The sequence below is a fragment of the Lentzea alba genome (assembly GCF_011067745.1).
Classification (GTDB): Bacteria; Actinomycetota; Actinomycetes; order Mycobacteriales; family Pseudonocardiaceae; genus Lentzea; species Lentzea alba.
Genome location: NZ_JAAMPJ010000001.1, coordinates 1,226,644 through 1,241,258 on the forward strand (window position 1 = coordinate 1,226,644; position 14,615 = coordinate 1,241,258).

The 14,615-nt window shown below is 69.3% G+C and carries 12 protein-coding genes; 5 read left to right on the forward strand and 7 right to left on the reverse strand.

The genetic code is table 11. From position 1 onward, the window contains the following. Positions 1 to 6 precede the first annotated feature (6 nt). A complete protein-coding gene (locus G7043_RS05775) occupies positions 7 to 1,437 on the forward strand; it encodes an alkaline phosphatase D family protein (RefSeq protein WP_166044482.1) in 1,431 nt (476 codons plus the stop codon). Between the two features lie 57 nt (positions 1,438 to 1,494). Here the strand turns inward: G7043_RS05775 and G7043_RS05780 are convergent, their stop codons facing one another. The 6 genes from G7043_RS05780 to G7043_RS05805 all read right to left on the reverse strand — a co-directional run bounded on the left by G7043_RS05780 (position 1,495) and on the right by G7043_RS05805 (position 9,527). Further along, complete coding sequence (locus G7043_RS05780) at positions 1,495 to 2,772, reverse strand: M20 family metallopeptidase (protein ID WP_166044483.1); 1,278 nt, start codon at positions 2,770 to 2,772, stop codon at positions 1,495 to 1,497. Then, positions 2,769 to 3,941: a M20 family metallopeptidase gene (locus G7043_RS05785; RefSeq protein ID WP_166044484.1), complete on the reverse strand. Its 1,173-nt coding sequence runs from the start codon at positions 3,939 to 3,941 to the stop codon at positions 2,769 to 2,771. The genes G7043_RS05780 and G7043_RS05785 overlap by 4 nt, the downstream gene beginning before the upstream one ends. Positions 3,942 to 4,145: 204 nt before the next feature. Next, the gene (locus G7043_RS05790; protein WP_166044485.1) at positions 4,146 to 4,439 is read right to left on the reverse strand and encodes a hypothetical protein; all 294 of its coding nucleotides are present in this window, start codon (positions 4,437 to 4,439) and stop codon (positions 4,146 to 4,148) included. Positions 4,440 to 4,574: 135 nt separating this feature from the next. Beyond that, complete coding sequence (gene meaB, locus G7043_RS05795) at positions 4,575 to 5,567, reverse strand: methylmalonyl Co-A mutase-associated GTPase MeaB (protein ID WP_166044486.1); 993 nt, start codon at positions 5,565 to 5,567, stop codon at positions 4,575 to 4,577. After that, positions 5,560 to 7,695, reverse strand: coding sequence for a methylmalonyl-CoA mutase (gene scpA, locus G7043_RS05800; protein ID WP_166044487.1), 2,136 nt, complete (start codon positions 7,693 to 7,695; stop codon positions 5,560 to 5,562). Before scpA ends, meaB begins: the two co-directional genes overlap by 8 nt. Next, positions 7,692 to 9,527, reverse strand: coding sequence for a methylmalonyl-CoA mutase family protein (locus tag G7043_RS05805; protein WP_166044488.1), 1,836 nt, complete (start codon positions 9,525 to 9,527; stop codon positions 7,692 to 7,694). The genes scpA and G7043_RS05805 overlap by 4 nt, the downstream gene beginning before the upstream one ends. A gap of 90 nt (positions 9,528 to 9,617) precedes the next feature. Between G7043_RS05805 and G7043_RS05810 the strand changes: the two genes are divergently transcribed. The 3 genes from G7043_RS05810 to G7043_RS05820 are packed head-to-tail and all read left to right on the forward strand — an operon-like array spanning position 9,618 to position 13,654. Beyond that, entirely contained in the window at positions 9,618 to 11,255 is a 1,638-nt protein-coding gene (locus G7043_RS05810; protein WP_166044489.1) for a serine/threonine-protein kinase, read from the forward strand. A 9-nt stretch (positions 11,256 to 11,264) separates the two neighbouring features. Next, complete coding sequence (locus G7043_RS05815) at positions 11,265 to 12,056, forward strand: purine-nucleoside phosphorylase (RefSeq protein ID WP_166044490.1); 792 nt, start codon at positions 11,265 to 11,267, stop codon at positions 12,054 to 12,056. Then, positions 12,053 to 13,654 carry a phospho-sugar mutase gene (locus tag G7043_RS05820; RefSeq protein WP_166044491.1) on the forward strand — a complete coding sequence of 534 codons (1,602 nt, stop codon included), beginning with the start codon at positions 12,053 to 12,055 and terminating at the stop codon, positions 13,652 to 13,654. The genes G7043_RS05815 and G7043_RS05820 overlap by 4 nt, the downstream gene beginning before the upstream one ends. Here G7043_RS05820 and G7043_RS05825 read toward each other — a convergent pair. Then, a complete protein-coding gene (locus tag G7043_RS05825; protein WP_242641839.1) occupies positions 13,647 to 13,982 on the reverse strand; it encodes a hypothetical protein in 336 nt (111 codons plus the stop codon). The two genes, G7043_RS05820 and G7043_RS05825, sit on opposite strands and share 8 nt — an antisense overlap. A 150-nt stretch (positions 13,983 to 14,132) precedes the next feature. Here G7043_RS05825 and G7043_RS05830 point away from each other — a divergent pair, with 150 nt between their 5' ends. After that, positions 14,133 to 14,582, forward strand: coding sequence for a flavodoxin family protein (locus G7043_RS05830; RefSeq protein ID WP_166044492.1), 450 nt, complete (start codon positions 14,133 to 14,135; stop codon positions 14,580 to 14,582). The last annotated feature ends 33 nt before the right edge of the window (positions 14,583 to 14,615 follow it).

A 14,615-nucleotide genomic window follows, 5' to 3' on the forward strand; every position in this document is an offset into this window, starting at 1 on the left:
GAAGACATGTCTGGGGTTGATAGAAGAACGTTCCTGAAAGCAGGTGCGGTGGCTGGTGCCGTCGCAACCACCACCACTGTTTCCGCCGCGTCCGCCGCCGAAGTGGCGTTCCAGCACGGCGTCGCGTCCGGTGATCCGTTGCCGGACGGCGTCCTGCTGTGGACGCGCGTCGTCACGTCCGAGCCGATCCGGTGGGAGGTCGCTCGTGACGAGGACTTCTCGCGGATCGTGAAGCGCGGCACCACCCGCACCGGTCCGGCACGCGACCACACGGTCAAGGTCGAGGTCCACGGCCTGCGCCCGAACACCCGTTACTGGTACCGGTTCCGCGTCGGCGACGTCGTGTCCCCGGTCGGCCGCACCAAGACGGCAGGCTGCGGCACCGAGCTGAACCTCGGCGTCGTGTCGTGCGCGAACTGGGCGATGGGCCACTTCGCCGGGTACGGCTTCCTGGCGCAGCAGGACCTCGACGCCGTGCTCCACCTCGGCGACTACATCTACGAGGGCGTCTACGCCGTCACGCCCGAGCTCCGTCCGTCGGAACCGCCGCACGAGTGCGTGACGCTCGACGACTACCGGCGCCGGCACGCGCAGTACAAGACCGACGCGCACGCCCAGGCGGTCCACCAGGCGCATCCCTTCATCTGCACCTGGGACGACCACGAGAGCGCCGACAACTCGTCCAGCATCGGCTCGCCGCTGCACGACCCGGCGACCGAGGGTCCGTGGGCCGTGCGGATGGCCGCCGCGACGCAGGCCTACTTCGAGTGGATGCCGATCCGCGAGGGCAAGGTCGACCGGAGCTTCCAGTTCGGCGAGCTGGCGTCGTTGACGATGCTCGACCTGCGTTCGTACCGCACGGACACCACGATCCTGGGTGCCGAGCAGCGCAGCTGGCTGATCAAGCGGCTCACCACCGACACCGCGCGCTGGCAGCTCGTCGGCAACTCGGTGATGATCAGCCCGTTCAAGATCCCGCCGGCGCCCGGTTTCCCGTCGTCGAACCCCGACCAGTGGGACGGCTTCCCCGCAGACCGGGAGCTGGTGCTCCGTGCTTTGGGCGACCGCAAGAACACGGTGTTCCTCACCGGTGACATCCACAGCTCGTGGGCGTGCGACGTGCCGTTCGAGGGCCGTTCGGTCGCCAGCGAGTACATCGTCACGTCGCTGACGTCCGACAACTTCGACGAGCTCCTGAAGGTGCCGCCGCGCACCGGTTCACTGGTGCTGGAAGCGCAGATCCAGCTGCTGAACCCGCACGCGAAGTTCGTGGAGCTGGACTCGCACGGCGTCGCGACGCTCAAGGTCACGCAGGACGAGGTCCGGTTCGACTGGTACTACCTGGCGAACCGCAAGGACCCGAACAGCACCATCACGAAGGCGCACTCGTTCCGCACGCGCCACAACACGGCGCAGGTGGAACGCGTCCTCTTCTAGTTGATGAGGGGAGCTTTCATAAACCTGAGGTTTATGAAAGCTCCCCTCATCAAGAAGCTAGGCCAGGGCGGCCAGGGCCGTGTGGACCATGACGCGGACGCCCACGAGGAGGGCGCGTTCGTCCAGGTCGAACGTCGGCTGGTGCAGGTCGCGCTGCTTCTCCTGGCCGTCCCACACGCCGAGGCGCGCGAACGAGCCCGGCACGTGCTCCAGGTACCAGCCGAAGTCCTCGCCACCGGACGACTGCTCGGTGCCCGCCAGCGCGTCGTCGCCCAGGGCGGCCTCGATGCCGGCGCGCAGGATCTGGGTGGACTCCCGCTCGTTCACCACCGGCGGCACGCCGCGGCGGTGGTGCAGGTCGAAGCCGACGCCGGTCGGGGCCAGCAGGCCCGTGACCAGGTCCTTCACCAACGGCTCCAGCTCGGCCCAGATGTCGCGGTCGCCGGTGCGCAGCGTGCCGCGCACCAGGCCGTCCTGCGGCACCGCGTTCGGCGCCTCACCCGCGTGCACCGCGCCCCACACCAGGACGGTGCCGGAGCGGGGGTCGATGCGGCGGGACAGCATCGTCGGCAGGCCGGTGATGACCGTGCCGAGCGCGTGGACCAGGTCCGCGGTCAGGTGCGGGCGCGAGGTGTGGCCGCCCGGCGAGGACAGCCGCAGCTCCAGCAGGTCGGACGCCGAGGTGATGGCGCCGATGCGGGTGCCGATGCGGCCGACCTGCAGGCGCGGGTCGCAGTGCAGACCGAAGATCCGCTCCACGCCGTCGAGACCGCCCGCGGCCAGCACGTCGAGCGCACCGCCCGGCATGACCTCCTCGGCCGGCTGGAACACCAGCCGGACGCGGCCGGGGAGCTCGGTGGCCGAGGCGAGGGCCAGCGCGGTGCCGAGCAGCACCGTCGTGTGGGCGTCGTGACCGCACGCGTGCGACACACCGTCCACAGTGGACGAGAACGGCAGGCCGGTGTTCTCCGGCAACGGCAACGCGTCCATGTCCGCGCGGAGAGCCACGCAGCGGGGGCCGTTGCCGATGTCGCAGATCAGGCCCGTGCCGCCGGGGAGGATGCGCGGCTTGAGGCCGACCTCCCGCAGCAGCTTCGCCACGAGCTCGGTGGTGTTGTACTCGCGCCGGGACAGTTCGGGGTTGGCGTGGATGTGGCGGCGCCAGGCGACGACGTCGGCGGCGTGCGCCTTCAGCCAGTCGTCGAGCCACGCGGGGCCGCGGCCCTCTCCGAGATCATCCACAGGAGACATGCTCACCCCGGTCGGGTCTACGAGCATCTCGGTGGACGTCTGCACAGTTGAGGAGCCCGAAGGACGGGAGTCCAGGACCGTCATGCCGCACCTCCGCGGGCCAGCAGCCGTGCGCGCTGCTGGGAATCGGTGGCTGTCGCGATCGTCGTCCAGGCCATGGCAAGTGCTCCTTCGAGCAGCGCACGGTCGGCCGACGCCGAGGCACAAGCGGTCGCGAACTCTTGTTGGTGGTTCACCGCGTCTCCGCAGTCGATGGCAATGGTCGGGTGGATGGCGGGCAACACTCTTGTGACGTTGCCCATGTCGGTGCTCCCGATCTTCTCTCGCTGTTCCTGCTCGGGCGAGAGCGGTCGTCGTCCCAGCTCAGTGGCCGCACGCCGGTAGGCGTCCGCGAGCCACGGGTCGGGAGTCAGTTCGGCGTAGATCGGCGAGACCTGCTCGACCTCATGGGTGCAGCCGGTCGCGAGCGCGCCGGCTTGGAAACAGTCCCGGATCCGGTTCTCCAGGCGCTGCAACGATTCCAGGTTCTCCGCCCTCACATCGAACATCGCCGACGCGCGGGCGGGTATTACGTTCGGCACGGTGCCGCCGTTGGTGACGATGCCCGTCACCATCTGGCCCGGTTCGAGGTGCTGCCGCAGCAGGCTGATCGAGATCTGCGCGACGGTCACCGCGTCCGCGGCGTTGATGCCCAGGTGAGGGGCGGCGGCCGCGTGTGACGGCTTGCCCTTGTAGTGCACCTCGAGGTCGGTGATGGCCAGCGACTTCGCGGCACACGACTCGTACGGCGCCGGGTGCACCATCATCGAGAACGAGATGTCGTCGAAGACACCCCGTTCCAGCATGAGCACCTTGCCGCCGCCGACTTCCTCCGCCGGCGTACCGATCACCTTCACGGTGACCCCCAGACGGTCGGCGATGTCACGCAGCGCGAGTGCGGCACCGACGGAAGCGGCGGCGATGACGTTGTGCCCGCACGCGTGCCCGACTTCGGGCAAAGCGTCGTATTCGGCACAAAGTCCCAGCACCAGCTCACCGTCGCCGAACGTCGCGACGAACGCGGTGTCGAGGTCTGCCACACCGCGGTCGAGCTTGAAGCCCTCGCGGGCCAGCAGGGAGGTGATCTTCTCGACGCTGCGGTGCTCCTCGAAGGCCAGCTCAGGTTCGGCGTGGATCGAGTGCGACAGGTCCAGCAGCGCGTCGGAGTACCGCTCGAGGGTCGAGCGTGTGCTGATCTTCAAGTCGGTACCCATTTGCCACCATCCTGCATCACCACCTGTGTGACGCCGTGCGCTGATGATGATCAACCGGTTGGCCGGTCGCAGCGCTGCGCCGAGCGGCGAGCGAGTATCGGTCTGACCGATCAACGATGACGCAAATGGTCGAGAAGCACGCTTAACTTTGACTATTCCGTCCCATCATCTGGGACGGAACGGCTCAACCGCACTTCAGCGCGGCTACCCCTTCTTCGCCGCGCGCTCCTTGCGCCACTTCGCCCACCGCTTCTTGTTGCGGTAGTAGACCAGCGCCAACAGGCCGACGGCGATCGCGCCGATCCACAGCTTGCGTTTGGTTTCCTGCCTGATCTCAGGCGACGGTTCCTGCGGCGAGTTCACGCTCGGACCCGGATTCACGGTGGTCTGCTGCGCGGCCGCCACGGGCGCGTCCGGCGCCTCTTGCGCGGCCGCCACACCGGCGATCCCGACAACGCTCATCAGCGCGAACACGCAGGCCAGCAGCAACCTCGACATGGCCTGAACTCTACCTCGAATACCACGATCGAAGGTCACCCAAACTAGTTACACGCTCACCCTCCGCGCCCTGCTTTAGGTCACGCGGGGCCCCTACGTACCGTCTGATAGTACGTGGGGTCCCCGCGTGAAAAGTCAGTCAGGCTTGTGGGTGAAGGCGGTTAGTAATTGCTCGGCGGCCAAAGTGGCCGTCAGTTCACCGGCGCGAACTCTGCGCTCCAGATCCGGGGCCAGGGAGCGGACTGCCGGGTGTTCGCGCAACTGCCGCCACAGTTCGTCGTGGACCATCATCCAGGTCCATTCGACCTGCTGACGGCGGCGTCGCTCGTCCAGTTCACCGGCGTCCTTCAAGGTGGCCTGGTGTTCCAGCACGCGGGACCACAGCTCGTCGAGACCGGTTCCGGTGAGGCCGGAGCAGGTGAGCACCGGCGGGTGCCACAACGCGTCCGGTGGGCGCAGGAGCTTGAGAGCGCCGGCCAGTTCGCGCGCGGCCTTGCGGGCGTCCAGTTCGTGTTCGCCGTCGGCCTTGTTGACCGCGATGACGTCCGCGAGCTCCAGGATGCCCTTCTTGATGCCCTGCAGCTGGTCGCCGGTGCGGGCGAGGGTCAGGAACAGCGAGCAGTCCGTCATGTTCGCGACGGCCACCTCTGACTGCCCGACGCCGACGGTCTCGACCAGCACGACGTCGAAGCCCGCGGCCTCGACCAGCACGATCGTCTCGCGGGTGGCCTGCGCGACGCCGCCGAGCGTGCCGGACGTCGGCGACGGCCGGATGAACGCCTTCTCGTTCACCGAGAGCCGTTGCATGCGCGTCTTGTCGCCCAGGATGCTGCCGCCGGTGCGGGTCGACGACGGGTCGACGGCGAGCACCGCGACCCGGTGGCCCTGCTCGGTCAGCATGGTGCCGAGCGCGTCGATGAACGTCGACTTGCCCACGCCGGGCACGCCGGTGATGCCGACCCTGGTCGCGTTGCCCGACTTCGGCAACAGCTCGATCAGCAGCTCCTGCGCCTTGGCGCGGTGGTCGGCGCGCTTGGACTCGACCAGGGTGATGGCCCTGGCCAGCACGCTGCGATCGCCGTCGAGGACGCCCTTGGCGTACTCGGCGACGTCGATCACCCTAGCCATGGTGACCGAGCTGGTCCGCGAGCTTCACCAACAGGTCCTTGGCCGCGTCCGCGATGACGGTGCCGGGCGGGAAGATCGCCGAAGCACCCGCCGCGTACAGCTCGTCGAAGTCCTGCGGCGGGATCACGCCACCGACGACGATCATGATGTCCTCGCGGCCGAGCTTGGTGAGCTCCTGCTTGAGCGCCGGCACCAGCGTGAGGTGGCCCGCCGCCAGCGAGGACACGCCGACGATGTGCACGTCGGCCTCGGTGGCCTGGCGCGCGACCTCCTCCGGCGTCTGGAACAGCGGGCCGACGTCGACGTCGAAGCCGAGGTCCGCGAACGCCGTCGCGATCACCTTCTGACCGCGGTCGTGCCCGTCCTGGCCCATCTTGGCGACCAGGATGCGCGGCCGGCGGCCTTCCTCCTCCGCGAACGCCTCGACGACCTCGCGGCAGGCGTCCACGTTGGACACTTCGCCGACCTCCTGCCGGTAGACACCGGAAATGGTGCGGATCTGCGCGCTGTGCCGTCCCCACACCTTGCCCAGCGACTCGGAGATCTCCCCGACGGTCGCCTTGGCGCGAGCCGCGTTGATCGCCAGCTCCAGCAGGTTGCCGTGGCCCTGCGCGGCGCTGGTGAGCGCGTCGAGCGCACTGTCCACTGCGGACTGGTCGCGTTCTTCCTTGAGCCGGCGCAGTTTTTCGAGCTGCTGGGCGCGCACGCCGGCGTTGTCGACCTTGAGGACCTCGATCTGCTCGTCGTTGGTCACGAGGTACTTGTTGACGCCGATGACGGGCTGCCGGCCGGAGTCGATGCGCGCCTGCGTGCGGGCGGCGGCCTCCTCGATGCGCAGCTTGGGGATGCCCTCGTCGATCGCGCGGGCCATGCCGCCGGCCTTCTCGACCTCGGTGATGTGCTCCCACGCCTTGGCGGCGAGCTCGTTCGTCAGCCGCTCGACGTACGCGCTGCCGCCCCACGGGTCGATCACGCGGGTGGTGCCGGACTCCTGCTGGAGCAGCAGCTGCGTGTTGCGGGCGATGCGCGCGGAGAAGTCGGTGGGCAGCGCCAGCGCCTCGTCGAGTGCGTTGGTGTGCAACGACTGCGTGTGACCCTGCGTCGCCGCCATGGCCTCGACGCACGTGCGCGCGACGTTGTTGAACACGTCCTGCGCGGTCAGCGACCAGCCGGACGTCTGGCAGTGCGTGCGGAGGCTGAGCGACTTCTGGCTCTTGGGCTCGAACCCGTTGACCAGCTTCGCCCAGAGCAGGCGCGCGGCCCGCATCTTGGCGATCTCCATGAAGAAGTTCATGCCGATCGCCCAGAAGAAGCTGAGCCGGGGCGCGAACGCGTCCACGTCCAGCCCGGCTTCCCGGCCCGCGCGGATGTACTCGACGCCGTCCGCGAGCGTGTAGGCCAGCTCCAGGTCGGCGGTCGCTCCCGCCTCCTGCATGTGGTAGCCGGAGATCGAGATGGAGTTGAACTTCGGCATGTGCGAGCTGGTGTAGCTGAAGATGTCGGAGATGATCCGCATCGACGGCTGCGGCGGGTAGATGTAGGTGTTGCGGACCATGAACTCCTTGAGGATGTCGTTCTGGATCGTCCCCATGAGCTGCTCCGGCTTCACCCCCTGCTCCTCCGCCGCCACCACGAAGAGCGCCAGGATCGGCAGCACCGCGCCGTTCATCGTCATCGACACGGACATCTTGTCCAGCGGGATGCCGTCGAACAGCGTGCGCATGTCGTAGATCGAGTCGATCGCGACGCCCGCCATGCCGACGTCACCGGCAACGCGCGGGTGGTCCGAGTCGTAGCCGCGGTGCGTGGCGAGGTCGAACGCGACGCTCAGCCCCTTCTGCCCGGCCGCGAGGTTGCGGCGGTAGAAGGCGTTCGACTCCTCGGCCGTCGAGAAGCCCGCGTACTGGCGGACGGTCCACGGCTGGTTGACGTACATCGTCGGGTACGGGCCGCGCAGGAAGGGTGCGACGCCGGGGTAGGTCCGCAGGAAGTCCAGACCGTCCACATCGGACGGACCGTAGACCGGCTTGACCGCGATGCCCTCCGGCGTCTCCCAGGCCGGGAGGTCGGCCTCGTACTTCGCCGACGGGAGCGGGCCGAGGTCGATGTCCGCGAAGTTGGGGATCATCGCTCCACTCCGTTTGCTTTCTCGATGGCAAGGAAGTCGAAGGTGTTGTTCAGGATTTCCAGCGCCGGGCAGCCCAGGTAGACGTAACCGTCGACCTCGGCCTCGCTCTTCTTACCTGCCAGGAGTACCCGTTCCGCGCCGGCTTCGCGCAGGGCCTCGACGGTCGGGACGGCCAGGTCGGCGTAGCTGGTCTCGCTGCCGCAGACGACCGCGACCTTCGCGCCGGACGCCTTGAACTTCTCGGCCACCTCGTCCGCGGTCCTGGTCGGGCCCGCGTTCGGGGTGGCGAAACCGCCGGCGTTGAAGAGGTTCGCGGCGAAGGTGGCGCGTGCGGTGTGGGCGGCCACCGGGCCGAGGGTGGCGAGGAAGACCTGCGGCCGTTCGGGCTGCGCGTCGGCGAGATCGCGCAACTCCTCGAAGGCCTGTGCATAACGGACCCGCGGCAGCCCGAAACTGTCAGACCCGCTTGAGACACTTGGGATGGGGGGTGCATCCCCCCAGGGGGCCTGCGAATCCGAATCGATTCCGGGGACGGGCTCGGTTCCGACCGCGGGCTCGCGGGCGGGCGCTGGTTCGCGGGCGGGCGCTGGTTCGCGGACGACCGGCTTCTCAGTCAGGTTCGGGAACTCGCTCACACCGGTGATCGGGTCGCTGCGATCCGCGAGCCGCGCCGACCGCGCGGCCCAGGTCTCGGCGATCCGCGCGGCGACCAGCTCGCGCGCGGCCGCGAAGCCGCCCGCCCGTTCGATCTCCTGGAACCACGACCACGCGGCACCGGCCAGCTGATCAGTCAGCTGCTCCACGTACCAGGACCCGGCCGCGGGGTCGATCACCTCGCCGAGGTGCGACTCCTCCAGCAGCAGGTTCTGGGTGTTGCGGGCGATCCGGCGGGCGAACTCGTCCGGCAGCCCGATGGCCGCGTCGAACGGCTGCACCGTCACCGAGTCGGCGCCGCCGAGACCGGCGGCCAGCGTCGCGATCGTGGTGCGCAGCATGTTCACCCACGGGTCGCGGCGGGTCATCATCGCCGACGACGTCACCGCGTGCTGCACCTGCACGGCATCAGCACCGGACACTTCGGCGACGCGCGCCCACAGCCGTCGCGCGGCGCGGAGCTTGGCGATCGTCATGAACTGGTCGGCCGTCGCGGCGTAGCGGAACTCCAGCTGCGCGAAGGCGTCCGACACCGGCAGTCCCGCGTCCGTCAGCGCGCGCAGGTACGAAACGGCCAAAGCCAACGACGCACCGAGCTCCTCCGAGTCCGAACCGCCCGCGTCGTGGAACGGCAGCGCGTCCACCACGACGGTCCGCAACGACGGGAACTCGCGACGGGCCTGGAGGATGACCTCGAGCGCCTCACCGAACGGCGTCAGCCCGAGGTTGCCGCGCACCTCGTCCGCGAGCACGGGCGCCTGGTCGTAGATCCGCAGCATCGCGCGCGCCGCGTCGACGTCACCGTCGAGCACGATCGGCGCGAGGTCGAGGAGGACGCCGTCCAGCACGCGTTCCAGCGACGACGCCGGCAGCGCGAGCCACAGCGAGGTGACCCCGCCTTCCAGGTCGTTCATCACGGCGATCGGATCGGGAACGGCGTGGCGCTGACGCACGTCCCAGCCTTGCTTGGCCGGCGCCAGGGCGTACGGGACGGGCAGCGCGTCGTCGAGGGTGTAGAGCGGCTGCAGCGAGATGCCGTCGTAGGTCTTCGTGACCAGTGAGTCGTAGTCGGCGCCGGTCTTGCGGAGCACGGCGTCGACCAGCTCACGCCATTGCTCCCTCGACGCCGAGGGGAACTCGTTCGGGCGGAATTCGGCAGGCAAGGCCAACTCCATCATGCGTTGCAGTGTTACCGACCAGTACCGACACGGCTATGTGAGGTTCACCGCCGTTAACGATGCAGTCAGTGTGTCAGGAAGAATTGAGTCGTGGACAAAGCTGATCCAAAGCGCCTGATCGCGGATCGATATCAGCTGCTGCACGTGCTCGGTCAGGGCTCGATGGGCACCGTGTGGGCCGCCCGCGACGAGGTGCTGGGCCGGCAGGTCGCCGTGAAGGGCATCCTGCACACCCCCGGCATGCCCGAGGTCGAGGCAGCTCAGCTGCGCGAACGCACCATGCGCGAGGCGCGGGCCATCGCGGCGTTGTCCCACCCGAACCTCGTGACGCTCTACGACGTCGTGCAGCACGACGGCGACCCGTACGTGGTGATGGAGCTCGTGCCGTCGCGCAGTCTGAGCGAACTGCTGCAGGAGCAGGGCTGCCTCACCGAGAAGCAGGGCGCGGCGGTGCTGGACGCGGTCGCGGCGGCGCTGGCGGCGGCGCACCGGGCCGGCATCACGCACCGGGACGTGAAGCCCGGCAACGTGCTGATCGCGGACGACGGCCGGGTCAAGCTCACCGACTTCGGCATCGCGCGCAACGTCGCCGAGGCCACCATGACCGCGCGGGGCATCACGCTGGGCACGCCCGCCTACATCGCCCCCGAGGTGGCGCAGGGCGGTGACGTGTCGGCGGCCGCGGACCGGTGGTCGCTCGGCGCGACGGTGTGGGCCGCCATGGCCGGCGAGCCGCCGTACGTCGGCAAGAACGTCATGCAGACGATCAACGCGGTGATCAACGGCGACGTGCCGGTGCCCGCGGGCGCCGGGCGGCTCGCGCCGGTGATCAGCGGGTTGATGCGGAAGGACCCGGCCGAACGGCTGTCGCTGGTCGACGTGCGCAGGCAGGTCTACGCGCTGCTGCCGGAACCCGGCACCGACGCGTTCGAGGTCCGCGAGGCGTTGCCGCTGCCGGTGGTCGTGCGGCCGAAGCCGAAGATCGAGCCGGACGCACCGCTGGCCGACGACCCCGGCCCGTTGCCGTTCATGCTCACCAAGCCGATCTCGCCGCAGCGGCCGCGCGGGCGGGTCGCCACCACGTTCCTGCTGGCCGCGGCCATGCTGCTGTTCGTGGCGGGCTCAGGCGGCGGGTTCGCGCTGACGAGGCTCGCGGCGGGCGCTCCGCTGCTGCCGCCGACCGAGCAGACACTCCAGACGCTACCGACCCTGCCCACGTCGGCGGCGCTGGTGCAAAGAACCGCGTCGGCCGAGACCGCGAGCGGCGACCAGGGCGGGAAGTTCACGCTGAACGTCGATCCGAGCTGGTCGACGTACGCCGAACAGCGCTCGGCCGACAAGTTCGTGCCCCTCTCCTCGGTGGTGCACTTCGTGTCGGGCACGGGCGCGTACGAGGTCACGGTGCAGCGGTTCGCCGACTTCTACCCGAAGCGCAACATCAACACGTACACGTCCTCCGTGCAGTCGCGGTGGCCGAACCGGTTCTTCGGCGGTGAGAAGGTGCCGACGCCGAACCTCGCCGGGCCGCGCAACGAGGACAGCATCCAGTTCATCTACCGGACGGTGGAGGGTGACGAGCCCAACACGTTGCGGCGGTCGCACTTCTCCCGTGTGCTCCCCTATCGCGGCGACCTGTGGGTGATCGAGGTCGTCGTGCCGACGGAGCAGGAGGACGAGGCGCGGGTGCGGCTGTTCGACGCGATCGCCTCCACCTTCGCACCGGTTTAAGCTCTCGCGGTGACTCCAGAAGAGCTGGCCGGCAAGGCCGCGGAAGAGATCCAGAGCCGCACCGGCGTGGCGAAGCACGACATCGCGATCGTGCTCGGCTCCGGCTGGCGGCCCGCCGCCGACGTGATCGGTGAGCCGGCCACCGAGATCCCGATCGGTGAGCTGACGGGCTTCGAGGCGCCGACCGCGCTCGGCCACGGCGGCACCATCCGTTCCGTCGAGGTGGGCGGCAAGAAGGTCCTCGTCGTGCTCGGCCGCACCCACGGCTACGAGGGCAAGGGCGTCCAGAAGGTCGTGCACGGCGTGCGCACGGTCGCGGCCGCTGGCGTGTCGACGGTCGTGCTGACCAACGCCGCCGGTGGCCTGCGGCAGGGCATGTCCGTCGGGCAGCCCGTGCTGATCTCCGACCACCTGAACCTGACCTCGCTGTCGCCGCTGGTCGGCGCCCGGTTCGTGGACCTGACGGACCTGTACTCGCCGCGCCTGCGGAAGCTGGCGCAGGAGATCGACTCCTCGCTGGAGGAGGGCGTGTACGCGGGGCTGCCCGGACCGCACTTCGAGACGCCCGCCGAGATCCGGATGCTGCGCACGCTGGGCGCGGACCTGGTCGGCATGTCGACCGTGCACGAGGCCATCGCCGCGCGCGCCGAGGGTGTCGAGGTGTTCGGTCTGTCGCTGGTCACGAACCTCGCGGCGGGCATCACCGGTGAGCCGCTGAACCACCAGGAGGTGCTGGAGGCGGGCGCCGCCGCTGCCCAGCGCATGGGCACGTTGCTGCGCGAGCTGGTGGACCGCGCATGAGCCTGACGCCGGCCCTGCGTGACGCGACGTTCCGGTGGATCGCCGACGACCCCTCCGCGGCGACCCGCGAGGAGTTGCAGGGGGTGCTGGCGCGCGCGATGGGCGGCGATCCCGCTGCTCTCGAGGACCTCTCCGATCGCATGGCCGGTCCGCTGACGTTCGGCACCGCCGGGCTGCGCGGACCGGTGCGGGCGGGCACGAACGGCATGAACGTCGCCACGGTGGTCCGCACGACCGCCGGGCTGGCGTCGTGGCTCGGGACCTCCGGGCTGGTGTTCGTGGGTCGCGACGCCCGGCACGGGTCGGAGGAGTTCGCGGTCGCGGCCGCCGAGGTGATGGCGGCCGCGGGCTTCGACGTGCGGGTGCTGCCGGGGCCGTTGCCGACGCCGGTGCTGGCGTTCCTGGTGCGGTCGCACGGCGCGGTGGCCGGGATTCAGATCACCGCGTCGCACAACCCTCCCGCGGACAACGGCTACAAGCTCTACCTGACCGGCGGCTCGCAGATCGTGCCTCCGGCGGACGGGGAGATCGAGAAGGCGATCGAGGCCGTTCCCGCGGCCGTGTCGGTGCCGCGTTCACCCTCGTACTCGACGGTGTCGGACGCCGAGATCGACGCGTACCTGGAACGGGTGGCGTCGCTGCCGTCCGGTCAGGCGCGGACGTTGAAGATCGCGTTGACGCCGATGCACGGCGTCGGCGGCGCGTTCGCCGTGGAAGCGTTGCGGCGCGCGGGTTTCACCGACGTGCACGTGGTGAGGTCACAGGCGGTGCCGGACCCGGACTTCCCGACCGTGGTGTTCCCGAACCCCGAGGAGCCCGGCGCGTCCGACGAGCTGCTTTCCCTTGCGGCATCGGTGGACGCGGACCTGGCGATCGCCCTGGACCCGGATGCCGACCGGTGCGCTCTGGGCGTGCGGGACGGTTCGTCGTGGCGGATGTTGCGCGGTGACGAGACGGGCGTGCTGCTCGGCTCGCTCGTGCTGTCGACCACCGACTCCGCGGATCCGCTGGTGGCAACGACGATCGTGTCCTCGTCACTGCTGAAGTCGATCGCGGTGGCGCACGGAGCCCGGTACGCGGAGACGCTGACCGGCTTCAAGTGGCTGGCGCGGGCGGGCGAAGGTCTGGTGTTCGCCTACGAGGAAGCACTCGGCAACTGCGTCGACCCGGCGTTCGTCGCCGACAAGGACGGCATCTCGGCCGCCGTCGTCGCCGCTGACCTGGCCGCGGGCCTGAAGGCCTCGGGTCGCACGTTGCTGGACGCGCTGGACCAGCTCGCGCTGGACCACGGCCTGCATCTGACCGACCAGGTTTCCTTGCGGTACACCGATTTGTCGCTGATCGACGCGACGATGGCACGGCTGCGTTCGGCACCGCCCGCCGACTTCGCGTCGGAAGACCTGTTGCCCGGCGCGGACGTGCTGCGCTGGACGGCGGACGGCGTGCGCGTGATCGTGCGACCGTCGGGCACCGAGCCGAAGCTCAAGGCGTACCTGGAAGTCGTCGAGCCGGTCACGGACGGACTGGAGTCCGCCCGTGCGACGGCGAAGGCCAGGTTGGCCGAGTTGCGGGAACGGGTGACGGAGCTCGTCAGCTAGCGACCGCGATCATCAGGCACAGCGCGGCAAGAGCGAAGCCCCCGCCGGCCACCAGGTAGGCCCTTCTGGTCGGCGGGGCGATCGCGTTGCGGCGCCCCTCGGTCACTGCCGCGACCGCGATCCGCCCGAAGATGTAGGCGATCGCGCAGAGCCCCACGCCGAGCCCGAACAACATCGTGTTGACGTCCCACGGGCTGTGGTCGAACCCTGGCCACACCGACGCGAAGAGGGGGCCGATCCCGATCATCCCGATGCTGACCGCAAGGCCGAAACCCCAGGTGATGCGACGCTGACGAGGACTGGTGGTCATAAGGGCGGTGGTCTTCATGGTCCCTCCTGTGTACACCCTTCTAGACGTCTGTCGGGCCGCGGGGTTCCGTTCTGGAACAACAAGAACCTCTCGCCCGCACCACTCTGACGCAACGGGCGCACCACTTCGTTGAGCCCGATCTCGGCTTCGACTGGTACTAACAGGCGCATGAGGCTGCTGATCGTCCACCACACGCCGTCGCCCGCCCTCCAGGCGATGTTCGAGGCCGTGCTCTCCGGCGCCACCACCCCCGAGATCGAGGGCGTCGAGGTGGTGCGGCGAGCCGCGTTGTCCACAACCGCTGTGGATGTCCTCGAAGCCGACGGTTACCTGCTGGGCACGCCCGCGAACCTCGGCTACATGAGCGGTGCGTTGAAGCACTTCTTCGACACCATCTACTACCCGTGTCTGGATTCCACGCGCGGCAGGCCGTTCGGGCTCTACGTGCACGGCAACAACGACACGACGGGTGCGGTGCGCAGCGTGGAGACGGCCACTACCGGGTTGGGCTGGGAGAAGGCGGCCCAGCACGTGGTCGTCACGGGTGAGCCGGAGAAGGCCGACCTGGAGGCGTGCTGGGAGCTCGGCGCCACCGTGGCGGCCCAGTTGTCCACATGAACCCAGGGTTGTCCACAGCCTGTTGTCCCCAAC